General features: G+C 65.8%; 20 protein-coding genes. 7 read left to right on the top strand and 13 right to left on the bottom strand.

Features of this window, described 5'->3' with window-relative positions:
- Nucleotides 1-229: 229 nt before the first annotated feature.
- From C7G42_RS17270 to C7G42_RS35315, 11 genes are all read right to left on the bottom strand, one after another.
- Nucleotides 230-1,810 (bottom strand): Do family serine endopeptidase, encoded by a 1,581-nt coding sequence (locus tag C7G42_RS17270; RefSeq protein WP_106950145.1) that lies wholly within the window; start codon nt 1,808-1,810, stop codon nt 230-232.
- A 221-nt stretch (nt 1,811-2,031) separates the two neighbouring features.
- Entirely contained in the window at nt 2,032-3,375 is a 1,344-nt protein-coding gene (locus C7G42_RS17265) for a methyl-accepting chemotaxis protein (RefSeq protein ID WP_106950144.1), read from the bottom strand.
- 118 nt (nt 3,376-3,493) lie between these two features.
- The gene (locus tag C7G42_RS17260; RefSeq protein ID WP_106950143.1) at nt 3,494-3,976 is read right to left on the bottom strand and encodes a cytochrome c-type biogenesis protein; all 483 of its coding nucleotides are present in this window, start codon (nt 3,974-3,976) and stop codon (nt 3,494-3,496) included.
- Between the two features lie 4 nt (nt 3,977-3,980).
- Nucleotides 3,981-5,963 (bottom strand): heme lyase CcmF/NrfE family subunit, encoded by a 1,983-nt coding sequence (locus C7G42_RS17255; protein ID WP_106950142.1) that lies wholly within the window; start codon nt 5,961-5,963, stop codon nt 3,981-3,983.
- A complete protein-coding gene (ccmE, locus tag C7G42_RS17250; RefSeq protein ID WP_106950460.1) occupies nt 5,960-6,487 on the bottom strand; it encodes a cytochrome c maturation protein CcmE in 528 nt (175 codons plus the stop codon). The genes C7G42_RS17255 and ccmE overlap by 4 nt, the downstream gene beginning before the upstream one ends.
- Nucleotides 6,488-6,524: 37 nt before the next feature.
- Nucleotides 6,525-7,646 (bottom strand): c-type cytochrome biogenesis protein CcmI, encoded by a 1,122-nt coding sequence (gene ccmI, locus C7G42_RS17245; protein WP_106950459.1) that lies wholly within the window; start codon nt 7,644-7,646, stop codon nt 6,525-6,527.
- Nucleotides 7,647-7,777: 131 nt separating this feature from the next.
- Nucleotides 7,778-8,047 (bottom strand): hypothetical protein, encoded by a 270-nt coding sequence (locus C7G42_RS17240; RefSeq protein ID WP_199580990.1) that lies wholly within the window; start codon nt 8,045-8,047, stop codon nt 7,778-7,780.
- 99 nt (nt 8,048-8,146) lie between these two features.
- Complete coding sequence (locus tag C7G42_RS17235) at nt 8,147-9,547, bottom strand: hypothetical protein (protein WP_106950140.1); 1,401 nt, start codon at nt 9,545-9,547, stop codon at nt 8,147-8,149.
- A 161-nt stretch (nt 9,548-9,708) separates the two neighbouring features.
- On the bottom strand, nt 9,709-11,085 hold the full coding sequence (locus C7G42_RS17230; RefSeq protein ID WP_106950139.1) for an ATP-binding protein: 1,377 nt from the start codon (nt 11,083-11,085) through the stop codon (nt 9,709-9,711).
- A gap of 94 nt (nt 11,086-11,179) precedes the next feature.
- Nucleotides 11,180-11,845: a response regulator transcription factor gene (locus tag C7G42_RS17225; protein WP_106950138.1), complete on the bottom strand. Its 666-nt coding sequence runs from the start codon at nt 11,843-11,845 to the stop codon at nt 11,180-11,182.
- Between the two features lie 228 nt (nt 11,846-12,073).
- Nucleotides 12,074-12,229 carry a hypothetical protein gene (locus tag C7G42_RS35315; RefSeq protein WP_162848634.1) on the bottom strand — a complete coding sequence of 52 codons (156 nt, stop codon included), beginning with the start codon at nt 12,227-12,229 and terminating at the stop codon, nt 12,074-12,076.
- 233 nt (nt 12,230-12,462) lie between these two features.
- Here C7G42_RS35315 and ku point away from each other — a divergent pair, with 233 nt between their 5' ends.
- The 7 genes from ku to C7G42_RS17185 all read left to right on the top strand — a co-directional run bounded on the left by ku (nt 12,463) and on the right by C7G42_RS17185 (nt 22,355).
- Entirely contained in the window at nt 12,463-13,437 is a 975-nt protein-coding gene (ku, locus tag C7G42_RS17220; protein ID WP_106950137.1) for a non-homologous end joining protein Ku, read from the top strand.
- Between the two features lie 57 nt (nt 13,438-13,494).
- Nucleotides 13,495-13,728, top strand: a complete 234-nt coding sequence (locus tag C7G42_RS17215) for a hypothetical protein (RefSeq protein ID WP_106950136.1) — start codon at nt 13,495-13,497, stop codon at nt 13,726-13,728.
- Between the two features lie 268 nt (nt 13,729-13,996).
- Nucleotides 13,997-14,161 (top strand): Flp family type IVb pilin, encoded by a 165-nt coding sequence (locus C7G42_RS17210; protein ID WP_106950135.1) that lies wholly within the window; start codon nt 13,997-13,999, stop codon nt 14,159-14,161.
- Between the two features lie 214 nt (nt 14,162-14,375).
- Nucleotides 14,376-15,917: a thymidine phosphorylase family protein gene (locus C7G42_RS17205; RefSeq protein WP_106950134.1), complete on the top strand. Its 1,542-nt coding sequence runs from the start codon at nt 14,376-14,378 to the stop codon at nt 15,915-15,917.
- Entirely contained in the window at nt 15,914-16,834 is a 921-nt protein-coding gene (locus tag C7G42_RS17200) for a ribose-phosphate pyrophosphokinase (protein WP_106950133.1), read from the top strand. The genes C7G42_RS17205 and C7G42_RS17200 overlap by 4 nt, the downstream gene beginning before the upstream one ends.
- Nucleotides 16,831-18,426, top strand: a complete 1,596-nt coding sequence (locus tag C7G42_RS17195; protein WP_106950132.1) for an MBL fold metallo-hydrolase — start codon at nt 16,831-16,833, stop codon at nt 18,424-18,426. The genes C7G42_RS17200 and C7G42_RS17195 overlap by 4 nt, the downstream gene beginning before the upstream one ends.
- A gap of 1,184 nt (nt 18,427-19,610) precedes the next feature.
- Complete coding sequence (locus C7G42_RS17185; protein ID WP_106950130.1) at nt 19,611-22,355, top strand: beta strand repeat-containing protein; 2,745 nt, start codon at nt 19,611-19,613, stop codon at nt 22,353-22,355.
- Between the two features lie 52 nt (nt 22,356-22,407).
- Here the strand turns inward: C7G42_RS17185 and C7G42_RS17180 are convergent, their stop codons facing one another.
- Together C7G42_RS17180 and C7G42_RS17175 are read right to left on the bottom strand one after the other, a co-directional pair.
- Nucleotides 22,408-23,040, bottom strand: a complete 633-nt coding sequence (locus C7G42_RS17180; RefSeq protein ID WP_106950129.1) for a hypothetical protein — start codon at nt 23,038-23,040, stop codon at nt 22,408-22,410.
- Between the two features lie 8 nt (nt 23,041-23,048).
- Entirely contained in the window at nt 23,049-25,304 is a 2,256-nt protein-coding gene (locus tag C7G42_RS17175) for a xanthine dehydrogenase family protein molybdopterin-binding subunit (protein ID WP_106950128.1), read from the bottom strand.
- Nucleotide 25,305 lies beyond the last annotated feature (1 nt).

Here is a 25,305-nt window from a genome sequence, read left to right as displayed (position 1 = left end):
AATCGCATGCAAGCCGAGTGGGAGACTCTGGCATCGAGAAAAAGGCGGGCGGTGAAGCTGGGGGGACTTCACCGCCCTAGGCCTTCCGACGGAGGGGGGCGTAATTCCACCGGAAGGTAGACTGGGGAAGCGAACGTTACGCTGCTCCCCCGAAGGGCGCCGGCGGCGGGGGCGACTGATGCCGGCGACACCCTTCATCTCGGAGGCCTTCTGGAGCCTCAGCCCTGGGTCAACCCTTGGCGAGGGGCACCGCGACGAAGCGCGACTGGCCGCCGCTCTTCACGCGCATCAGGACGCTGTTCTTGTTGTCGGTCCGCGCCGCGGTGATGGCATCCCGGACCTCGCCGGCCGTAGCCACGCTCTTGCCGCCGACTTCAAGAATCACGTCGCCTTCCTTGAAGCCGCGTTCGGCCGCGGCGCTCTTCGGGTCGACTTCGGTGACGACGACACCTTCCTTGCCGGCGCCGGCCACCGAATTGGCGGGGGCAACGGTCATGCCGAGCTTGGGGACGTCGGTGCCCTTGCTCGCACCCTTGCCGCTGTCATTGTCGTTGTCCGCTTTGGCCTCGACCGTGTTCGGCAATTGGCCGAGCGTCATGTTCACGACCTTGTCCTGGCCCTTGTGCAGCACGTTGAGCTTCACGGTCGCGCCGGGCGGCATGCCGCCAATGGTGCGGGCGAGCTCGCGGGCGTCCTTGACCGCCTCGCCGTTGACCGCCGTGATCACGTCACCGGACTCGATGCCAGCCTTCGCCGCCGGACCGTTGGCCTGCGGCTCCGCCACCAGCGCGCCTTCGGCCTTCTTCATGCCGAGGCTGTCGGCGATATCGGAGGTCACGGGCTGGATCTGCACGCCGATCCAGCCGCGGCTGACCGAGCCCTTGTCCTTGAGCTGGGCGACTACGCTCTTCACGGTGCTCGCGGGAATCGAGAACGCAATGCCCACGCTGCCGCCGGAGGGCGAGTAGATCGCCGTGTTGACGCCCATCACCTCGCCGTTGGTGTCGAAAGCCGGACCGCCGGAATTGCCCTTGTTCACGGGCGCGTCGATCTGGATGAAATCGTCATAGGGACCGTTGCCGATGTCGCGGCCGCTGGCCGAGACGATGCCGGCGGTCACGGTGCCGCCGAGGCCGAACGGATTGCCGACCGCAAGCACCCAGTCGCCGATCCGCGGCTTGGCGTCGGCAAGCTTGGCGAACGGGAAGTTCGAGCTGCCCTCGACCTTGATCAGCGCGAGGTCGGTGCGCTGGTCGGTGCCGATCACCTTGGCGGTGTAGGTCTTGCCGTCGTCGGTGGTGACCTCCACCTTGTCGGCGCCGTCGACCACGTGGTTGTTGGTCACGGCATAACCGTCAGCCGAGATGAAGAAGCCGGAGCCCTGGCCCTGCACGACGCGGCCACCACGGCCGCCCTTCGCGCCGGGGAAGCCGTCCGGACCGCCGAAGCGGCGGAAGAAGCGCTCCATCGGCGAGCCCGGCTGGAACGGCGAGGAGGAATCATCGCCGTCATCGTTGCTCGCGGTCTTCTCCTTGATGTTGACCTTCACCGAGATCACCGACGGCTTCACGCGCTCGACGACGTCTGCGAACCCGACCGGACGCTCGACCTTGCGAACCTCGTTATTGACCTGCGCATGCGCCGGGGTCGAGAACAGGTCGGCCGGCGATGTCGACGGGCTGAAGCCATAGACGGCCGCGCCGAGACCGGCGACGACCGAGGCCATCAGCGCGAACCTGCGCGCGGAGAACACCGACCGGCGCGGCTGCCGGAAGGACGGAAGGTTCGAGAGGTCGATACGGTCGGACATGCAGAGATCTCCAGGGCCTTGAAATCCATTTGGTGCCTGACGGCGGCACCTTACGATCCTGAAGATGGGGGCTCCCGCCTTACCGTGCGCTGGCGGCGGGGTTAAACTTTTGTAATGAAGGGGTGCCGCGGATGCGGCAGTTTAGCGCAGCCGAAAATCGTGACCTGACAGAAACTTAACCAGAGTTCCTAACGGCGTGGCAGGCGCCCTTCTTGGCGCCCTCAGCTCGCTCTGACGCTGACGATGAACTCGTCGACTTCGCGCTTCAGGGTCGCGGCCTGCTGCGACAGGTCGACCGCGGAATCCCGCGCCTCGGCGGCCATGCGGCCGGTCTCCGCCGACGTCGAGGTGATCTGGACGATATGGTTGGAGACGTCGAGTGTGCCGTGCGCAGCGTTCTGGGCGCTGCGCGTGATCTCCTGCGTGGCGTTGCGCTGCTGGGCGGTGTCGACCTCGATGCCGGACATGATGGACGAGATCTCCGACAGCGTCTTCGAAATGCCGTCGATCGCGCCGCGCGTCTCCGCGGTGATGCCCTGAATGCTGGCGACATGGGCGGTGATTTCCTCCGTCGCCTTGCTGGTCTGGTGCGCCAGATTCTTCACCTCGGAGGCGACCACCGCAAACCCCTTGCCTGCCTCCCCTGCCCGCGCCGCCTCGATGGTGGCGTTCAGCGCCAGCAGATTGGTCTGCGATGCGATCGCCTGCACCAGCTGCACGACCTCGCCGATCTTGTCGGCGGCATCCGACAGCGTGTGGATGGTGTCGCGGCTCTTCTCGGCCTGGGACGCCGCGCCCTCGGCGCGCTGGGTCGCGTCGGTGACGCGGCGGCTGATCGTGCCGATCGAATTCGTCATCTCCTCGGCCGAGCCCGCGACCGTCTGCACGCTGGCGCTGGCCTGGCTCGCCGCGCTCGCGACCGCATTGGCCTTGGTGCTGGTGTCGTTGGCCGTCCGCGACAGCGTCTCGGCGTTGCTCTTCAGATGCACCGCCGATGAGGCCACGCTGTCGACGACGCTGGCGACGAGATCGTTGAAGCGCTTGATCCGCTCGTCCAGGAACTTCGACCGCTCGGCCTGGTGCTGGGCTTCCTGCAGCTGCTGTTCGGTGAGGCGACGCCGCTCGAGGCCGTTGGTCTTGAATATCTCCAGCGCACCGGCGAGCAGGCCGATCTCGTTGGTGCGGCCGAGCCCTGGCACCGGTGTCTCGAACTTCTGGTCAGCGACCTCGCGCATCGCGTGCACGATCGCGGAGAGCGGACTGAGGATGCCGTTGCGCACGGCGAACCAGGTGGTGAGGCAGATCGCAACGGCGACGACGGCGATCACGCCGCAGGCCATCAGGAAATAGGAGAACGCGGCCTGCGCCTGCTGATAGATCTGCATGGCGTGATCGCGCGCGGGGCCACTGAGCGCGGCGAAGTCCGAGGACAGGCTGGTGATCTCGTTGTTGAGATAGAGCACCGCGATGAAGCCGGTACCGCCGCCGATGCCGAGCAGAAACAATAATGCAGCGACGACGGCCCCGACCAGGAAGCGGATCGTCAGATTGCTGTTCGCGAACATCGGGAAGACTCGGAGTCTGGAGACATGGCTCGCGACAAGCTTCCAGACAAAGGTCAAAATTGCATGAACCGGGCGCGGCCGGCCGTAGCACTACCGAGCGTGGACAACGCCCATGAGCTCACGGAGATTTTGGCTCGTCCGACATCAGGACCGCGAGCCGCGCCTGCTCATCGGACGTAAGTGGCGGCGCTGGTACATCTGCACCACTGCGCGCGCGACGCCGGATTTGCAGCCACAGCGCCAGGCCGCCGCCGATCAGCAGCAACGGCCCGAGCAGCCACAGCAGCAGGGTCTGGCGCTCGAAGCGTGGCTTCAGCAACACGAACTCGCCATAGCGCGCGACCAGGAAGTCGAGCACCTGCGAATTGCTGTCGCCGGCGCCGATGCGCTCGCGCACCAAGAGCCGCAGATCACGCGCCAGCGGCGCGTCGGAATCGTCGATCGACTGGTTCTGGCAGACCATGCAGCGCAGCTCGCGCGACAGCTCGCGCGCACGGGCTTCCTTGGCCGGATCCGGCATGATCTCGTCGGGCTGCACCGCATGAGCCGCAGGCAAGGCCAGCAGCATCAGCAGGGTGAACGCGGCCATCATCCGGCGCATCGGATCACTCCGCCGGCTGGAGGCGCTGCTTGGCCCGCGCCGGCTTCGGCGCGCCAACCCGCAGGCGCCGGTCGGACAGCGACAACGCGCCGCCGAACGCCATCAGCACCGGCCCCCACCAGATCATGAGCACCATCGGCTTGTAATAGATGCGCACCGCGATGGCACCCTCGGCATTGGCGTCGCCGAGCGAAATGTAGAGCTGGCTCGCGCCGCGCGTCAGCAGCGCGGCCTCGGTGGTCGACGAGCCGCGGGTGGTGAAGCTGCGCTTGGACGGCGTCATGACGTTGAGCGGCTTGCCGTCGAGGCTGACGTTGAACTCGGCGATCATCTCGCGATAGTTCGGGCCCTGACGCTGCAGCACCGCGTCGAGCTTCACGTCGAAGCCGGCGATGTGGGCGACGTCGTTCTGCTTCATGGTCGCGATGTGTTCGCTGTTCCAGGTGGTCTCGCAGACGATCCCGATCAGCGCCACGCCGAGGCCGGCATGCGCAAGCGCTGAGCCCCAGGCCGAGCGCGGCAGGCCGCGCGCCCGGTGCAGCACCGTTGCGAACGGCAGCCGTACCAGGCCGGTGCGTTCGACGATGTCGGTAACCGCGCCGGCGATGACGAAGACGCCGAGCCCGATCGCGAGCGGCGCCAGCGCGCTGCCCCCGCTCGCCCAGCCCCAGGCGATGGCGACGGCGACGAGCCCGGCGACGCCGGCCGCGAGCAGACGCTGCGTCACGCCGAGCAGATCGCCGCGCTTCCACGCCAGCATCGGCCCGAACGGCACCGCCAGCAGCAGCAGGGTGAACAGCGGCGCGAAGGTGAGGTTGTAGAAGGGCGCGCCGACCGACATCTTGAAATCGGCCAGCATCTCCATCGCCAGGGGATAGAGCGTGCCGAACAGCACGACCGCGCAGGCAACCGTCAGCAGCAGATTGTTCAGCACCAGCGCCCCCTCGCGCGAGATCGGCGCGAACAGGCCGCCCTGCTTCAGCGACGTGGCACGGCCCGCGAACAGCGACAGGCTGCCGCCGATGAACAGGCAGAGGATCAGCAGAATGAACACGCCGCGGGTGGGATCGGTGGCGAAGGCGTGGACCGAGGTGATGACGCCCGAGCGCACCAGGAAGGTGCCGAGCAGGGACAGCGAGAAGGTCAGGATCGAGAGCAGAATGGTCCAGACCTTCAGCGCGTTGCGCTTCTCCATCACCAGGGCCGAATGCAGCAGCGCAGTGCCGGAGAGCCACGGCATCAGCGAAGCGTTCTCGACCGGATCCCAGAACCACCAGCCACCCCAGCCGAGCTCGTAATAGGCCCAGTACGAGCCCATGGCGATGCCGAGCGTGAGGAATATCCAGGCGACCAGCGTCCACGGTCGCACCCAGCGCGCCCAGGCCGCGTCGATCCGGCCCTCCATCAGCGCCGCGATCGCGAAGGAGAACGATATCGAGAAGCCGACATAGCCGAGATAGAGCATTGGCGGATGCACGGCGAGCCCGATGTCCTGAAGCACCGGATTGAGATCACGGCCCTCGATCGGCGGGTTCGCGATGCGCAGGAACGGGTTCGATGTCACCAGGATGAACAGATAGAAGGCGCTGGCGACCCAGGCCTGCACGGCAAGCACGTGGGCGCGCAGCGACAGCGGCAGGTTGTTACCGAACGCGGCGACCAGCCCGCCGAACAGCGCGAGGATCGACACCCACAACAGCATCGAGCCTTCGTGGTTTCCCCACACGCCGGTGATCTTGTAGAGCAGCGGCTTCATCGAATGGGAGTTCTCGTAGACGTTGGCGACGGAGAAGTCCGAGGTCACGTGCAGCGTCACGAGCGCGACGAACGAGGCACCGACGAACAGCAGCTGCGCCAGCGCCGCGGAGCGTGCCACGTTCATCAGCGCAACATCGTTCAGGCGCGCGCCGATCAGCGGCACGATTGACTGGATCAGTGCGAGCCCAAGCGCCAGCACCAGCGCGTAATGTCCGGATTCTGCGATCACCGGATTGCTCCCTGCGGATTGCCCTGCGCGGTCGTCGCCGCTGGCTTGCCTGCATCAGACGTCTTGCCCGCGTCAGAAGGCTTGCCGCCGTAATCGTCCTTCCAGTGCCCCTGTTTCTTCAGGGCGTCGGCAACGTCCTTGGGCATGTAGGTCTCGTCGTGCTTGGCGAGCACGGTATCGGCCTTGAACACGCCATGGCCGTCGAGCGCGCCTTCGGCGACGACGCCCTGCCCTTCGCGGAACAGGTCGGGCAGGATGCCCTTGTAGGCCACCGGCAGCTTGGCATTGCCGTCGGCGACCTCGAAGGTCACCGCGAGATTATCGCCGCGCTGGAGCGAGCCGGGCTGCACCAAGCCGCCGAGGCGAAACCGCTTGCCGGGTTCGACGTGCTTCTCGGCGACCATGCTTGGCGTCGAGAAGAACACGATGGAGTCGCGAAGTGCGTTGAGCACCAGCGCGGCCGCGAGCGCGAGCACGGCGAGCGAGCCGCCGATGATGGTCATACGTCGCTGCTTGCGCGTCATGGCGTATCCGTTCTCCGCTGCCCTCGTCCCGACATCGTCATCCGCCGAGCCCGAGAGTCCTGAGGCCATCGTTGAGCTGGCGGAGCCGCTCGGCGTCGCTGGCAACCGCCTGCCGGGCATCGGCCGATGCCCCCATGGCCTTGTCGCGCTCGCCCATCACAAGATAGGCGCGCACGAGGCGCAACCATCCATCGACGTCGTCGCCGTTCTGCTTCAAGCGCGTGGCCAGACGATCGACCATGCCACGCACCATCGCGTTGCGATCGCCTTCGCCCATGTCCTTGGAAGCGGCGATCGTCTCGTCCGACAACGCCGGCATCGTCCCGCCGCCGACCCGCACCAGCGAGGACTGCACCAGGGCACGCCACGGCGCATCCGAGGGCGCTTTGGCGAGCAGCCCGCGCCAGATCGTGGCTGCATCGTCCTTGCGGCCGTCCTGCTCGGCGGCGAGGCCGAGGAAGTAGTTCGCCTTGGGATCGTCCGCGTTCAGGGCACGTGCACGCTCGAATTCCGACTTGGCCTCGACGGTCACCACGCCGCCGGCGGCAGCCGAGATCGCTTCGCCGAGATCGGACCTTCGCTCCGCGCTCTCGCCATTGTAGGTGAGCGAGTTGCGATAGGCCCGCACCGCATCGTCGAAACGGCCAAGCCGCTCCAGCACCGGCGCGAGCACGTTCCAGCCGCGCCCGTCGGTGGGATTCTTCTCCAGATGTTGCTGGACCTGCACCACGAGGTTCTCGAGCGACTGCGCCACGCCGGACCCGGATCCGCGCTCGCGCTCTGCCAAGGGAAAATCCTGAAGCCGAGGCGACCCAAGTGGCATGTAGACGCCGATCGCAACCAGTGGCAGGCCGGCGAGCGCCAGCACAGCCGCCGCGCGGCGCCATTTGAGATTCGATTTCGGGGCATTGGCCGGCTCGATGGCGGGCTCGCTGGCCGCCGCGGCGAGCAGCCTGCGGCTGATCTCGACGCGCGCGGCCTCGGCATCCGGCGCGGGAATCATGCCTGCGGCGAGATCACGTTCGACCTCAGCCAACTGGTCCTTGTAAACAGCGACCTCGCTGCCCTGGTCTTGCGCGCGTCCATTACGCCCAAGCGGCCAGAGCACGGCGAAAATCGCCGCGACCGTCATCAGCGCGAACACGAACCACAGCGTCATCTGGCAAACTTCCGGCAGCGCACGAACCGCGCCCATAGGTGGCTTTACACCACAGCCGGACGATGCGGCAATTGACAATTGTCAATTTGACGCGACCGCGAGCGGTCTTGAAACGGTGAAAATCCAACGGCTTAGCCGATTTCGAAGTCCGTGCTATGCGCGGCGTCCTCGCCATGCCCGTTGAAGGCCTTCAGGAAGTATGTTCCCGGCTTGATCGCATCAGGCAATCTGATGCGCAGCGCTCCGACCGGAACCGGAGAGGCAACCCTCGTGATCGTCTCGGACAGTTGGCGACCGCTTGCCTTCTCGACCAGCACCACTTTGGCACCGACCATCAGTCTTTGATACTTGGCAACGACGACGCGGTTCTCGATTTCGATGGAGCTGATAACGGGTTTCATGCGCCCACAAATAGAAATTCCCCGAACTTGCACGGGGACCGTACGGCGGGCCATTCGCATGGTCAACCATAAATTGTGATCACGAAATATGCGCCTGGATCAGCCTGCGCGCGACGATTTGCGCTCGCCGGTCGCTGCGTTTTCCGCGGCCCGGCTCATCAACGAGGCATAATCATCGCCAAACAGCACCTGGCAGAAGCGAATCGCGGCCTGCACCTGCTGCTGCCTGTAGGTGCGGACCTTGTGATCGGCGGCGCGCAGCGACTGCACCAGCTGCTCGGTCGAGCGTTCGACATATTGCTGGAGGTCGGAATAGGTGCGCAGCGTCACCTCGTTGATCGCAAGCTCGCTCGCATAGTTGCGGCAGGTCGCGACGAAATCGATCAGCGCTGCAGTTTCCTCGACCTCGGTGCTGTCGATCCGCGCCCCCGGCGGAATGTCCTTCTCGGGGCGCTGGCGCAGGATGCGGCGAACGCGGCCGGGAACGCTGTCGATCTCCGATTGCAGCGCATTGGAGATGTCGGCCCGGATCGAGGTCAACTGCTTGCCCCAGGCGGAATCGTTACGCAGGTCGAGCTCGGTGCGCAGACCGCGCACGCCGTCGTGCAACGCCTTGAGGTTGCCGGCAACGTTGTCGAAATGGCCGCGCTTGATGTCCATGCGCAGGGCTGCGGCAACACAGGACAGATCGTGCAGCGCGATCGTGACGGCAACGCCATAGGGCGTCGCCGCGACACGGATCTCGTCGTCGGACGCGGCAATCTTGATGGCGAGGCGGATGATCTGCCACGGCGCGGTCATCCGTTGCACCACGATCGAGAGCGCGAACGGCAGCATCTGCGGCGTCAGCAGGACCGGAATGTTGAGCGCCGACGTCACCGAGGCGATCTGGGGATCGCCGAAGGCGCGCAGAGTGCGCGGCAATTTCTCGTTCAGGCTGGCGATCGCCTCCCGGACCTGAAGCACCGCTCCGATCGAATAGAGATCCTCGATCACGTTGGGCGGGCCGACGCGGGCGAGCGCGCGCGACTTGTCGCCGCCGCCGGGACCGGTCAGCTCGAAAATGGCATCCGCAGCGACCGCCTGAAGCTTCTGCGCCAGGGCCTCGACCTGCCCCGCACTATCGGCGGGCATGCGCGCGAGCGCCGCCTCGAATTCGTTCACCTTGTCCGGCGCACCATCGCGGCCCAGCCATTGCCAGATCGGCTGCAGCGAGGTGCGGCGGATCTGGCCGACCCGCAGCGGGACGCCGGCCTCGGTCAGGAACGGTTCCAGCGCCTGGAAAAGCAGCCGCGACAGATCGTCCGTGCGCGGCGGCGGGGCTTCATCGGCTTCCGACTTGCGGACGATCTTGCGCAACTGCTCGAGCACCAGGGTCGCGACAGCCGTGTCCTGGCCGCGCTCCAGCGCGCGCTCGAACTCCCGCATCAGCAGCGCCTGCGCCTGCGGCGGGAGCTGCGCGAGATATTCCCTCAGCCGCTCGATCGATGTCTGGCTCATGCGCCCGGGTTATGCACGGTAAAATGGCGGACATGGGATGGGTCCGGCGCGATCATAGGAGGGCCCCACTTAAGAAGCCGTTTAGCAAGTGTGGCCGAATCCCGCCGGTATGCTGCAGCCGGGCCTCGGCGAGGAGGGAATAACCTCGTCGGAACAATGGATTATACGCCCGGAAGGACAAGTTCGGCGCGCAGGCCGCCGGTCGGCGCACCGCTGAGCGTGAGGCTGCCGCCATAGAGCGCGGCGAGGTCGGTCACGATCGACAGCCCCAGCCCCGACCCGGGCTTGGACTCGTCGAGCCGCTGGCCGCGCCGCGAGACCTGCGCGCGCTCGGCTTCCGACAGGCCGCGGCCGTCGTCATCGACGATGATCCGCAGCCGCGGGCCCACCCCGGCCTGCTGCGGCGGTTCTACGAGGACCTCGATGAAGACGCGCGAGGCCGCCCATTTACAGGCGTTGTCGACGAGATTGCCGACCATCTCCTCCAGGTCCTGGCGCTCGCCGCGAAATTTTGCCGACGGATCGGCCTTGGCTTCGACCGCGATAGCGCGATCGCGATGGATCTTCTCCATGGTCCGCCGCAATGCCTCGATGGCCGGCGCCACCTCGGTCACAGTCGACACCACCGAGACCCGCGCTGCGATGCGCGCACGCTCCAGATGATGCGCGACCTGGTCGCGCATCACCTCGGCCTGCTCCATCACCTTGGCCGCGAACGGTTCCGCGGCGTGGGCGCCGGCCTCGTTGACGATGACCGAGAGCGGCGTCTTGATCGCATGGGCGAGATTGCCGACATGGGTGCGTGCGCGCTCGACGATCTCGCGGTTGGCATCGATCAGCGCGTTGGTCTCGCGCGCCAGCGGCGCGATCTCGACCGGGAATTCGCCCTCCAGCCGCTCCGCCCGCCCGGAGCGGATGTCGGCAATCGACTCCGAGATGCGCTTGAGCGGCGCCAGGCCGAAGCGGACCTGGAACACCGTCGTCAGCAGCAACACGATGCCGAGCGCGGTGAAGGTGCCGCCGAGATAATAGTCGAAGCTGCGGGTCTCGTCGAAAATCTCGGTGTCGTCGCCGGCGACGCTGACGAGAAACTTGCCGTCGGCGCCGAGATCGACGGGACGCTCGACCATGCGCAGGTTCTGGCCTTCGGGACCATCGACATAGGCGAGCCGGATGCCGGCGGCGGTGAGCTCAGTGCCCTGCTCTTCCAGCTTCGGCAGCTTCTTGTCCCAGAGCGAGCGCGAGGAGCGAATCTCCGGCTTTTCGGTATCGGTCCGCGTGATCTGCCAGTACCAGCCCGACAGCGGCAGCTCGAACAGCGGCTCGCCCAGCGACTGGAACTGGCGGTCCGGCGGCTCGTCGGGGGTCGCGACCTCGGCGATGAGGGTGCGGAGATAGAGATTGAGCCGGCGGTCGAAGGCGCGCTCGGTGGCGTTCTTGTAAACCGACGACAGCACCACGCCGGTGATGGCCAGGATCACCACGAGCCAAGCGGTCGCCGACAGGAACAGTCGGTTGGCAAGCGAGCTAGCGGCCATCGGAACGATCCCGGGAGGCACAGGATGGCAGGGCGTCGGAGGTCATGATCGGACCAAGGCCCCTGTCGCGCTGCCCGTCAAGCCCCGGAACGCGTCAGGCAGCCGGCGGGGTCAGGAGATAGCCGAGGCCGCGGACGGTCTGGATGATGTCGACGTCGAGCTTCTTGCGGATGCGGCCGACGAACACCTCGATGGTGTTGGAGTCGCGGTCGAAATCCTGGTCGTAGAGGTGCTCGACCAGCTCGGTTCGCGACACGACGCGGCCCGAATGGTGCATCAGGTAGGCCAGAAGCCGATATTCGTGCGAGGTCATCTTGACCGGATTGCCGGAGACGCTGACGCGTCCGGTCCTGGTGTCGAGCGTGACCGGGCCGCAGCTGAGCTCGCTCTGGGCATGGCCGGTCGAGCGGCGCAGCAGCGCGCGGATGCGCGCCAGCACCTCCTCCAGATGGAACGGCTTTGCGACATAGTCGTCGGCACCGGCATCGAAGCCCTGCACCTTGTCGCTCCAGCGGTCGCGCGCGGTGAGGATCAGGACCGGCATGGTGCGGCCGTTGCGGCGCCAGGCCTCCAGCACAGAGATGCCGTCCTTCTTGGGCAGGCCGATGTCGAGCACGACAGCGTCATAAGGCTCGTTGTCGCCGAGAAAATGTCCCTCCTCACCGTCGAAGGCGCGATCGACGACGTAACCGGCGTCGGTCAGGGCCTTGGTGAGCTGGCGATTGAGATCGGGGTCGTCCTCAACAACGAGCAGGCGCACGTTTCTCTCCAGACATAGGCCGCATCAACACCGCACCAGATGAGCAATTCCGGCGTGAACTGAATATGAACGGGGGGAACCCGACGCGTTACTTTTTGGTCATATACGATGTCTGCGCCCATGCGACTGCGCCCGCCATGCGACCGGACGAGCCGGCAGCATGACGGGCGCAACGTGCCGCGTTCCGCGGCGAGTTGGAAAGTCCGCCCTTCCCGTGAATTCGTCCCGTCAGGTCCGGAAGAATACGAACCAGATGACGGCGAGGATCAGGATCGCAAGCCCGGTCGAGATGGCGAGCAGTGCGGCAACGGACGGCCCGGGTTCACCCTGGCGCGCCTCGGTTGGCGTTTCGACGATTTGTTGCTGCTCTCGCGTAGTGGCCATGATGCCCTCGATCTCTGCGTGTCGCCCCCGATGACCGCGACAATCGCAGCCCTATGTTCGGAGCCAACGCCCGATCCGATATGATGTTCCGAATTTGCAGCGCGATCAGACCGCAACCAGCCGCCCGGCAGCCGGTTAACGCAGTTGGCGAATTCAACGATCGACCTCGCTATGATTCGTTGTTCCCCGATGGTATTCTGGGACGTTGTCCTCTGTTGCGTTTGGAGTAGCCCATGGCCCCCCGCGCCAATTGGAAGGGTTTTCTGCGTTTGTCGCTCGTGACCTGTCCGGTCGCGCTCTATCCGGCCACTTCGGATACCGAGAAGGTCTCCTTCAACCAGATCAACCGCAAGACCGGGCACCGGATCAAGTACCTCAAGGTCGATGCCGAGACCGGCGACGAGGTGACCTCCGAGGACATCGTCAAGGGCTACAAGGTCGACACCGACACCTATATCGAGGTCACCAAGGACGAGCTCGACGACATCGCGCTCGACTCGACCCACACGATCGATATCGACGAGTTCGTGCCGAAGACGGACATCGACAACCGCTATCTGATCCGCCCCTATTATCTCGTGCCCGACGGCAAGGTCGGCCACGACGCCTACGCGGTGATCCGCGAGACCATCCGCAGCATGGACAAGGTCGCGATCGGCCGCGTGGTGCTGACCAACCGCGAGCACATCATCGCGCTCGAGCCCCTCGAAAGCGGGCTGATGGGCACGCTGCTGCGTTATCCCTATGAAGTCCGCAGTGAGACCGAGTATTTCGACGACATCCAGGACGTGAAGCTGACCAGGGACATGCTCGACCTCGCCAAGCACATCGTCGAGAAGAAGTCGGGCGCGTTCGAGCCCGAGCTGTTCGAGGATCATTACGAGACCGCGCTGATCGATCTCATCAACAAGAAGCGCAGCGGCGCGCCGATCACCGCCAAGGCTGCGCCGAAGGGCGGCGGCAACGTCATCAACCTGATGGACGCGCTGAAGAAGAGCATCGCGAACGAGAAGGACGCGCCCGCGGCGAAGGTCGCCAAGGAGACCGTCAAGGCCAGGAAGCCGAAGAAGCGCGTCGAGGGCCAGCGCGAGATGCTGTTGCCGATATCGGGCAAGGGCGGCAAGGACGCCGCGGCCAAGGCCGCGACCACGCCCAAAAAGGCTGACAAGCCGGTGCGGGCGCCGGCACGGGCAAAGAAGGCCGGTTAGCCGCATCCCCCCGCGATCGCGCCGTGATGACACCCCTCGCCGATCAGGCGGCCTGACATGCCCTGGTCGACGGCGTTCGACGACCCCGTTCGCGTGAACAACAAGTTGCAATTGCGCACGCTTCAAGAGGCCGCGGACTACGTCATGCGGCTGCCCGAGGACGCCCAGCACGAGCCGCGCTGGCAGACCGCCATCGAGACCCTGATCAATGCGGCCGAAACGGGCGGCGGCTGGGTGATGTTCGCCCGCATCGCGATGTTGCGGGCGCTGAATGCGGACCGGCGCGATTGAGCGCCTGACGAACAGGCTCAACAATCGGTTAAGCGGTCGCGCGATGGTGCCCTGACGGACGCCGCGCCCGCGCAACCCGGCCGAGGCCTGCCGGGATGAATTCATTTGGACGGATCGATGGAACCTTAATTTAATGAATGCCGTCGTATGAGCAGGGGCGCGTTCGCCCGGGCCTAATTCTTTTGGCGCGCACAAAGGCTTATTCGATCTTTTTGCAAGTCCGATAACGACGCGGCCACACGTTGGATCGGATGAACGGGAGTTGGCAATGCGTTTGCTTAGGTCCTTCCTTGCCGATGAGAATGGTGCAACCGCGATCGAGTACGGCCTGATTGCCGCAGGCATTGCGCTGGCGATCATAACAGCCGTGAACACCATGGGTGGCGCCCTCCTCAACAACAAGTTTGTCGCGATCAGCACGGGATTAAAGTAGCCCGATCCCCGATTTGGCCGGCCAACATCGGCGATATCGCCACGGCATTCGGCTTCCCCTGTCATTTCCAGACCGACGCGCCTGCAGCAGCGCGCCTGCGTGACGGCCCGCCGCAGCCCCCCATGTCCCTCGCGCGCGCCATGATCTGGGTCAACAGCATCAGGACGGCGCCGTCTAAGCATGAAGGCCGCGTTCCCTTCCTGCCGGCCTGTCCATGCATCCAGACCTTCCGCACTCCCAATTGAAGATCCGCCGAATCCGGCTCGATACCGGCCGCGAAAACGTGGTCGTCGTCTCCAGGCAGTCGAAGGCGCTGCGCGCCGAGATCTTCCGCGGCTTCAGCCGCGTCGAGCTGCGTCAGGGCGGCAAGGTCCTGCTGGCGACGTTGCTGATCACGGACGACGACACGCTGGCGGCCCCGGACGAAATCGGACTCTCCGAACCCGCGTTCCGGCGCTTCGGACAAGGCGTGGGCACGCTGGTCACGGTCAGGCCCGCCGCGCCGCCTGAGAGCCTGGAAGCGGTGCGCGCGAAGATCCGCGGGCGAACACTGAGCCAGGCCGAGATCGGCGCGATCATCAACGACCTCGCGCATTATCGCTACTCGGACATGGAGATCGCCGCCTTCCTGATCGGTTCGGCGAGCTTCATCACCAGCGACGAGCTGCTTGCGCTGACCGGAGCGATGGCGCAGGCCGGCACGCAATTGGTGTGGCCGAACCCTGTCGTGGTGGACAAGCATTGCATCGGTGGCATTCCCGGCAACCGCACCTCGATGGTCGTGGTGCCGATCGTCGCCGCGCACGGCCTGCCGATCCCGAAGACCTCCTCGCGCGCCATCACCTCGCCTGCCGGCACCGCCGACACCATGGAGGTCCTGGCGCGGGTGAATGTCGGGGTCGAGGAGATGAAGGCGATCGTCTCGGCCTGCAACGGCTGCCTGATCTGGGGCGGGCATGTGAACCTGTCGCCGGCCGACGACGTGCTGATCTCGGTCGAGCGACCGCTGAGCCTCGATACGCGCGAGCAGATGGTCGCCTCCATCATGTCGAAGAAGATCGCGGCGGGCTCGACGCATCTGTTGATCGACATTCCGGTCGGACCGACCGCGAAGGTCACCACTGGCGTCGAGGCGATGCGGCTGCGCAAGCTGTTCGAATTCGTCGGCGACCGCTTCGGCCGCACGGTCGAGGTGATCACGACCGACGGAAGCCAGCCGATCGGCAACGGCATCGGGCCGGTGCTCGAGGCCAATGATGTCATGGCCGTGCTCGGCAACGACAAGGATGCGCCGCGCGACCTGCGCGAGAAATCGCTCCGCCTCGCCGCCCATCTGCTGGAATACGATCCGAAGCTGCGCGGCGGCGCAGGTTATGCGAGGGCGCGCGAGCTGCTGGACAGCGGCGCGGCGCTGAAGCAGATGCAGAAGATCATCGACGCCCAGGGCCCGTCGACCTGCAGCAGCGAGCTCGGATCGCTCAGCTTCGACGTCAAGGCGGCGCATGACGGCATCGTGTCCGCGATCGACTGCCTGCGCCTGAATCGCCTCGCCCGCACCGCCGGCGCGCCGCTCGACAAGGGCGCCGGCATCCGCCTGTTCAAGAAGATCGGCGATCGCGTCGAGCAGGGCGAGCCGCTCTATCGGGTCTACACGTTCGACCGCCCCGAGCACGATCTCGCTGCCGATGCCGCCACCGAGGAGAGTGGTTACGTTGTCAACGGTCACGAGCCCCTCCAGAGCAAGTCGGCGTCGTGAGCACGATCGCGCTTCAGACCCTGTCCGGCGGCAGCGATGCGGCGAAGCGCCTCGCGGCGCGGCTCGGGCTTTCCTGCGGCGAGATCGCCGTGCACCGTTTTCCGGACGGCGAGCTGCGCGTCGCCGTCGCGCCGGCGACCGACACCACCATCCTCTATGCCCCGCTCGATCAACCCAACGACAAGCTGATCGCCCTGCTGTTCGCTGCCGAGGCATTGCGACGCAACGGCGCGAAGCGGCTGGTGCTGGTCGCGCCCTATCTCTGCTATATGCGGCAGGATGCTGCGTTTCATGCCGGCGAGGCCATCAGCCAGCGCGCGATGGGCGCTCTGCTTGCGACGACCGTCGACCGAATCGTCACTGTGGATGCGCATTTGCATCGCACCACCGACATCCGGTCGGTCTTTCCGGGCATCGAAGCTGAGAACCTGTCCGCCATGCCCGCGATCGCGAACGCGCTGGTGACTGAAGGCATCGACCCCGCGACCATCGTGATCGGACCCGACATGGAATCCGAGCCCTGGGTGAACGATATCGCGAGCCGGCTGCGACTGCAGCACACGGTGGCAAAAAAGACGCGGCCCGGCGATCGTTCCGTGGCGATCAGTTTTGCCGATCCCGGCCTGCTCGCGGGACGGCCGGCGCTGCTGGTGGATGACATCGTCTCCTCCGGGACGACGCTGATGGCCGCGGCGAAGGCGCTGATTGCGATGGGTGCGACCGCCGTCGATGCGGTCGTGACGCACGCGCTGTTTCCGCCTGCGATGATCGGTGCATTCGCCGAGGCCGGCATCCGCTCGATCCGCTCGACCGACAGCGTGCCGCATCCGACCAACGCGATTGCGCTCGACGAGATTCTTGCGGCCGCCTTGCGGTCCGAACTAACCACGACACATCTTCCGGAGACGACGCCATGAGCATCACCGTGCGATTTTGCGGCGCCGCCCGCACCGTGACCGGTTCGAGCTATCTGTTCCAGACAGCGACCGGCCGCTTCCTGGTCGATTGCGGCCTGTTCCAGGGCCAGAAGACGCTGAAGGAGCTCAACTACGGCGCCTTTCCGTTCCGGGCCGCCCATATCGACGCCGTGCTGCTCACGCATGCCCATATCGACCATAGTGGTCTGTTGCCGAAACTCGTGCGCGCGGGATTCGAGGGACCAATCCTGGCGACGCGCGGCACCATCGACCTCTGCTCCTACATGCTGCCCGACGCCGGCAACATCCAAGAATCGGAAGTCACCCAGCTCAACCGGCGCAACACCTCGCGCGGGCGCAAAGAGGTTCAGCCAATCTACACGCAGGCCGATGCGATCGCATCGCTGCAATCGTTTCGTGCGGTCGACTATGAACGCTGGACCGATGTGATCCCCGGCGTGCGCGCGCGCTACTGGAACGCCGGCCATCTGCTCGGCTCGGCCTCGATCGAGCTCGAAATCGCCGAACCGGGCGCGCCGCGTCCGATGCGCGTGCTGCTGTCCGGCGACGTCGGGCCGGAAGCCAAGCTGCTGCAGCCCGATCCCGAAGCGCCGACCGATTTCGACTACGTCATCTCGGAATCGACCTATGGCGACCGCCTGCGCGAGGCCACGACACCCGAGCTTCGCCGCAAGCACCTCGCGGCCGAGGTGCGCGATGCCGCGGCGGCCGGCGGTGCGCTGCTGATGCCTGCCTTCGCGGTCGAGCGTACCCAGGAGCTGATCGTCGATCTCGTCGACCTGATGGAGCACGGCGAGATTCCGACCGCGCCGATCTTCCTCGATTCGCCGCTCGCAATCCGCGCCACCGAGGTGTTTCGCCGCCATGCCGAGAGCCTCGATCCATCCGTCGATGCCGCGCGCCTGCTCAACTCGCCGCATCTCAAATTCACCGAGACCGCGGACGAGAGCAAGGCGATCATGCGCCTGTCCGGATTCCATATCATCATCGCCGCGAGCGGCATGTGTGATGCCGGCCGCATCCGTCATCATCTGAAGCGCTGGCTGTGGAACGAGCGCGCGACCGTGCTGCTCGCAGGCTTCCAGGCCAACGGCACGCTCGGCCGCTTCCTCCAGAACGGGACCAAGGCCGTACGGATCCAGGGCGAGGAGATCAAGGTTGCGGCCCGCATCCGCATGATCGACGAATATTCCGGCCATGCCGACGCCGCTGGCATCGCCGGCTGGATCGCGGCACGCCGGCCCATCGCCCGCGGGTTGTTTCTGGTCCATGGCGAGGAAGCCGCGATCGCGGGGCTCGCCGAACGCGTCGCCGAGCGCATCGTTCCGGCGGCCCGGGTCTATCAGCCGTTGCTGGACGACATCTACGAGCTCGCCGCACCGGAACCGCGCGTGCTCGACGTCGATCACCGCCGGCGCCTCGCACCGGAGGCCGTGACCCGCCTCGACTGGCACAACGAGATGTCCGAGCTGATACTCGACATCAACGACAGAGTTGGAGCGGCCGCCGACGACCGTGCCCGCGGCGTCATCATCCGACGGCTGCGCCGCGCGCTGGAGGAGAAGGCGTAGCGGGACGCGGGATAGCGAAAAGACTCCTCCGTCGTCATTGCGAGGAGCCTTTGCGACGAAGCAATCCAGACTGCCGCCGCTGAGAGATTCTGGATTGCTTCGCTGCGCTCGCAATGACGGAGTGTGTGTCCACGGCCCGCATCTCTCGTGTCCCGGACGCGCTGCAACGTTCTTCACGTTGCTGCGCAGAGCCGGGACCCAACTCGCTGATCATCCGCTGATGCATGGGCCCCGGCTCTGCAGCGCACTACGCCGCGAAGTCGCGGCGCGCTGCGCTGCGTCCGGGGCACGAGACCGTTGTTGGGCGATAAACGTGGCTTATCATCCTCGCGGCTTGTTTGCCCGAGCTTTGCTTCGGTCTTGCACCCTTTGAAAGCAAGGGCGCAGGGAAGGCCGGGCGCCGGCTGGCACCCGAAGTCCCGCGTGTGCTAAGAACGCGCACGGGGTTGGACGACAGGTGTGCCGGTCGCCCGGCCTTCCCTGCGCGATGGTTTTCACGGTGTCCTTCGTGCTCTCCCCGGGGAGCGATGCACTATTGCCCCCGTCGCCTTGCGGATTTCAGATGCGCGCACCGGTTGGCCGCACGTCACCACATGACTTGACGCACAGACCCCGGGCGTCAGGACCACACGACTTCTCCGTCCGCGCACGTCCCCATCCGCGTTCCCGATTGCTGGCGTGCGCTCGCCATCGAGACCGGACAGAGACGCTGTCAGCGCCGTGTCGTACCGCGCCTGCCGCTGCTCACGGTTGCCCGCCCTGCAACTTCATCGCGCGCCGACGCCGTCGCGGCCACCGCATCCCGGCCCGCGTCTCGTGACGATCGCGAAACGCCCCTCGTGGCGGGCGGGATGGCGCAGCTTGTACGGCAAAACCGAACTTCTGTAAATACGAATATTTTGACGGAGGGCGCTCGACCCAGCGCTGGGTGTTTTGCCCGTCGGGCACCACAACGGATGGTGGTAGAATGGGCCTAGCTGCCACGAAAACCCGGGGGCGCGACCGCCCATCCCCAAAATCAAGCTGCTCTCAAGGAAAACAGGAGCCCGTCCGAAGACTTCAGCGAAGCCGGAACTGGCATCCCGGCCTACAGATGAGATCGCCTGCCGTTCGCCCTGGCATCGCGAAATGCGTCACGATACCGCCGCACGGCCCATTTCGATCACGTAGAGCGAGAAGCACACATGGCCGTCACAGCAACTTTTTCCACCGGAATTCTCACTGTCCTTGGCGACGGCCACAACAACACCGTCGTGTTGGGCCGCAATGCGGCGGGGACCATCGTCGCCAACGGCGGTGCGATCGCGATCAAAGGCGGCCCGGCCACGGTCGCCAACACCAAATTGATCCAGGGCTTCGGCCAGGACGGCAACGACATCATCACCATCGATGAAAGCAACGGCGCGATGCCTGCGGCGAATCTGTTCGGCGGCGCCGGCAACGATACGCTGACCGGCGGCTCCGGCGGGGACATGCTGTTCGGCCAGTCCGGCAACGACACGCTGCTCGGCAAGGGCGGCAACGACCTGCTGTTCGGCGGTTCCGGCAACGACGTGCTGATCGGCGGCGACGGCAACGATCAGATGTTCGGCGAAGCCGGCAACGACCGCATGATCTGGAACCCCGGTGACGACAGCGATCTGATCGAAGGCGGCGAAGGCATCGACACCGCCGAGGTGAACGGCGGCAACGGCAGCGAGACGTTTGCCATCACGGCCAACGGCACCCGCGTGCGCTTCGACCGCGTCGATCCGGCACCGTTCTCGCTCGACATCGGCACCACCGAGAACCTCGTGGTCAATGCGGGTGGTGGCGACGACGTCATCACCGCAACAGGCAATCTCGCCGCGCTCATCAACCTGACGATCGACGGCGGCGCCGGCAATGACACGATCCTTGGCGGCAACGGCGCGGACCGTCTGCTGGGCGGCGAAGGCAACGATTTCATCGACGGCAATCAGGGCAACGACACCGCCCTGCTCGGCGCCGGCAACGACACCTTCCAGTGGGACGCCGGCGACGGCAGCGACAAGGTCGACGGACAGGCGGGAGCCGACACCCTGCTGTTCAACGGCTCGAACATCGCCGAGCACATCACGCTGTCCGCCGCCAATGGCGGACGCACGCTGCTGACCCGCGACGTCGCCAACATCACGATGGACCTCGATAGCATCGAAACCATCACCGTCAATGCGCGCGGCGGCAGCGACAACATCGTCGTCAACAATCTGGCTGGAACCGATGTCAAGCAGGTCAATATCGATCTCGGCATTGGGGACGGCGCGGCCGACACGGTGACGCTGGAGGGCACGAACGGCGCCAATGCGATTCAGATATCCGGCTCGGGCACGTCGGTTGCGGTCACGGGACTGCCGGCCGCCGTCACCATCACCAATGCGGAAGGCGCGAACGATGCACTCGTAATCGAAGGCCTCGGCGGCAACGACACGATATCGGCCGCCATGCTGGCCGCCGGCGTCGTGCACCTGACCATCGACGGCGGCGCCGGCAACGACACCATCCTCGGCAGTGCCGGCAGCGACACGCTGATCGGCGGCGACGGCAACGATTTCATCGACGGCAACCAGGGCAACGACACCGCCCTGCTCGGCGCCGGCAACGATATCTTCCAGTGGAATCCGGGCGACGGCAGCGACACCGTCGAGGGCGGCACCGGCGTCGACACGCTGCGGTTCTTCGGCGCCAGCATTGCGGAAACCATGGCCGTCGTGGCGAATGGCGACCGCGCCCTGCTGACGCGCGACGTCGCAAACATCACGATGGACCTGCACGGGGTCGAGCGCGTCGATATCCACGCGCTGGGCGGCACCGACCATATCACCGTCGGCGATCTGACCGGGACCGACGTGACGCGGGTGAACATCGACCTCGGCGGCCCGGACGGAACGCCCGACGGCGCTGTCGATACAGTGTCGGTCGATGCCACCCAGGGCGCCGACACGTACGGCGTCAGCGGCAATGCCGGCGGCGTGACGGTGTTCGGCCTGCATGCAAGCACCCACCTGACGTCCGTGGAGACGACAGATCAACTGACGCTCAATGGCCTCGGCGGCGACGACGTCATCGACGCCAGCGGGCTCGCTGCCGGCGTGCTGCAGTTGACGATCAACGGCGGAATTGGCAACGACACCATCCGCGGCAGCCAGGGCGACGACCTGATCAGCGGCGGCGACGGCAACGACGTCGCGTTGATGGGCGCCGGCAACGACACCTTCGTCTGGAATCCCGGCGACGACAACGACACGATCGAGGGCCAGGCCGGCAGCGACACCCTGCTGTTCAACGGCGCCAATATCGCCGAAACCATCAACATCTTCGCCAATGGCGGACGCGCCGAGCTGACGCGCGACGTCGCCAACATCACCATGGACACGCACGGCGTCGAGACGATCACGTTCGATGCGCGCGGCGGCGCCGACACCATCACTGTCGGCGACATGAGCGGCACCGACGTGACACAGGTGAAGATCGATCTAGGCGCCGTCCCCGGCACCGCCGGCGGCGACGGCGCGGCCGACAACATCGTGATCAACGGCACCGGAGGGGACGACGTCATCACGCTGTCGCTCAACAGCAATGGCGCGCTGGTGATCGACGGTCTGGCGAGCCAGGTCGTGATCGAGAATTTCGACTTCAATGACACCATCACCATCAAGGGCCTCGGCGGCGACGACGTGATCGAGGCGTCGGGCGTCGGCCCGGGCGGGCCTCATCTCGTCTTCGACGGCGGCGCCGGCGACGACGTGCTGATCGGCAGCGCGGGCAACGATACGCTGCTCGGCGGGCTTGGCGACGATGTGCTGATCGGCGGCGGCGGTCTCGACGTACTGGACGGAGGGCCCGGCGACAACGTCGTGATCCAGTCGTTGCTCGCCCACGCGAACTTCCACGCGGGCACGCTGGTCTGAGCACGCGATCGCGCGGCCGACACGATCGCGCGCCATCCCGGCGCGCGGTCGTTCAATTCGGACAGGGTTGCCCGGCCGCTCCCCACCTCGCCATGTCCCTGACGTGATCCTCGAAGATGCCCGGCGGCGTCGAACGGCCTGCGCCGGGCGCCCAGCCCCGTGGAATGAAGCCGTTCAGCGAGGCATCGTGCCGCAAATGCTCGACGAGGCCGGCGGCATCGCGGCCGCCATTGCGCTTGGGATCCTTGAGCTGCGCGCAAATCTCGGGCCCGCTCTTGCCGAACCAGATGAAGGCCACCGGGGCAAGCTGCCAGTCGATGCCGGCGCGCGGCGGCGCCGGCGCAGGCTCGTTCGCCTGGGTAGAAGTCATGTGACAGGTCGAGCACGGGATCGCCTCCGCGCCGATGCGGCTCTCGCCGCCGTGGATGTTCATGCCGTGCACGCGGGGCTTGGTTTCACCTGCCGGGGTCCAGATCGGAATGGCCTTGGCATCGACATGGCAATTGGCACAACGCGGATGCGTCACCACGGCTTCGATCCGCTTCCAGGCTTCCAGCCCCTCCACGCGGCTAACGCTGCCTGGCGGCAGCAAGTCTTTGGCGACGTCGTCCTTGGCCGCAACGATGCCGGTGACGGCGGCGATAGTCGAGCCGGCGAGGACGAGCGCAATCAGAGATCTCTTCATGGGCTTCCTCACACGAAATCGATGAACTTGTTGAAGGGCATCTCGCGGATGCGCAGCCCGGTCGCGGCGAAGATCGCGTTGGCGAGCGCGGGTGCCGCCGGCGGAACGGGCGGCTCTCCGACGCCCCTCACCTTGGGATCGTTCTCGAGCCCGCGAACTTCGATCACCGGGCACTGGTACATGCGCATGGCCTCGTGGTGGTTGTAATTGGTCTGCTGTACCGCGCCCTTCGCGTAAGTGAGCTCACAGTTGATGGCGTGGCCGAGGCCCCAGACGATCCCGCCCTGCACCTGGTTCTCGAAATTGACGGGGTCGATCACCTTGCCGACGTCGACCGCGGCCCAGACCTTGTCGATCCTGATGCCCCGGTCGGTCTTGGTGACCTCGACGACTTCTGCAACCGGTGTGCCGAACGACTCCACGAAGGCAACGCCCCGCCCCCTTCCGTTGCCGAGAGGTCCCTTCCAGTTTGACATCTCCGCGACCGTCTCGAGCAGCTTGCGATAGTGCGGCACGTTGCACATCGCGATCCGCGCCTTCATCGGATCGAGGCCGGCGGCGTGGATCAATTCGTCGATGAAGCTCTCGGTGAAGAAGCCGGCCGTCGAGGCACCGACCGACCGCCACGTGGTGCTCGGCGACAGCCCCTGTGCCTCGTAAGTCGTGGCCCGGAAATTGGGGATGTCGTAGTAGACGTTCCAGAGGCCGGCCGCCAATTGCGCGTCGGGATCCTTCGAAGGGGCGCCCGAACGTTCGAGCAGCCCCTTGAGCGGCGCCGTCGAGGCCAGCTGCAGATCGGCCGCGACGATCTTGCCCTTGTCGATGCTGCCTTTGTGCCGGGCAATCGCGATCTGCCGCGGAATGTCCTGGAGGAAATCCTCCTCGCGCGAGAACACCAGCTTGATCGGCGTGCCGCGCATCTGGTTTGCGATCTCGGCAAGCACACGGACGTTCTCGTATTCGAGACGGTGGCCAAAACTTCCGCCGGTCCACTGATTGTGGAAGGTGACCTGCTCCGGCTTCAGGCCGATGGCGGTCGCCGCGACATGCTGCACGAATTGGGGGCTCTGGTGGCCGACCCAGATCTCCATCCCCTTGTCGGTGACGAGGCCGATTCCGTTGAGCGGTTCGAGCGGCTGATGGGCGACGTAGGGCGCGCGATACTCCGCCTCGATGCGCGTGCCCGTCTTCAGGCCGGCTTCGACATCACCGATCTTGCGCCATTCCTTGCCCAGGAACTCCGGCTTGAACGAGGATTGCAGCACCTTCCAATGGTCGGCCTGGTCGGCGGGATACGCTGAAGGCGCCCACTCGCACTTGACGGCATCGGCGGCCCTCATCGCGTACCAGCTGTTGGTGGCGATCACGGCAACGCCATTCTTGATTTCGAGGATCTTCCTGACCCCCGGCATCGATTGCGCCTTGCTTGCGTCGTAGGATTTCAGCGGCTGCCCCTTGCTGGGGTTCAGCTTGACGGAGGCGTACAGCATGCCCTCCATCTTCATGTCGATGCCGAACTTCAGCTCGCCCAGAACCTTGGCGCGAACGTCAAGGCGCATCATCGGCTTGCCGATCAAGCGCCAGGTGGAGGGATCGCGCGTCTGCGCGTCGAGCACCGGGGGAATCTTCGCGGCGTCCGCCGCGAGCTCAACATAAGGAATCTTCTTGCCGTCGGGGAGGATCACGTGCCCTGACCGGGTGCGTATGTCGGCCACTGCGACGCCGGAACGTTTCGCGGCAGCGGCCTTCAACGTCTCACGCGCCACGGCCCCGGCCTTGCGCAGCTTCTCATAGGTGTCAGGGATCGTGCTCGAGCCGCCCGTCATCTGCAGGCCGGACTGTCGAAGACCTTCGAGCGCCGCGGCGCGACCCGCTTCGGCCGCGGGGCTCTGATCCGCGGCGAGGAACGGCGCCAGCTCCTCCTTGAACCCGGTGTTGAAATAGGCGGGACTGGGACCCGCGAAGCGAACTTCGAACTGGCCAGGATCGAGGTCCATCTCCTCGGCTATCATGATCGGCTGCACCGAGCCGACGCCCTGACCGATGTCGGCATGCTGTGCGATCAGCGTGATCTTGTCCGGGCTGATCTCGACCCAGGGATTGAACGTCACCGAATTCGGCCCGAGCCCGGCGGTCAAGGGATTGTCGCCGGCGACCGGTGCAGCCGCTTCAGCACCGCTGTAGGCGCCGAAGGCGATGCCGCCAGCCATCGCGGCGGAGCCGAAGACAAACGCGCGGCGCGAGAGGTCCTGCATGTGGCCCATA

The organism is Bradyrhizobium sp. MOS003, assembly GCF_003020125.1.
Lineage (GTDB): Bacteria > Pseudomonadota > Alphaproteobacteria > Rhizobiales > Xanthobacteraceae > Bradyrhizobium.
Note: the sequence above shows the minus strand (reverse complement) of the source record. Positions and strands in the feature narration are given on the sequence as shown.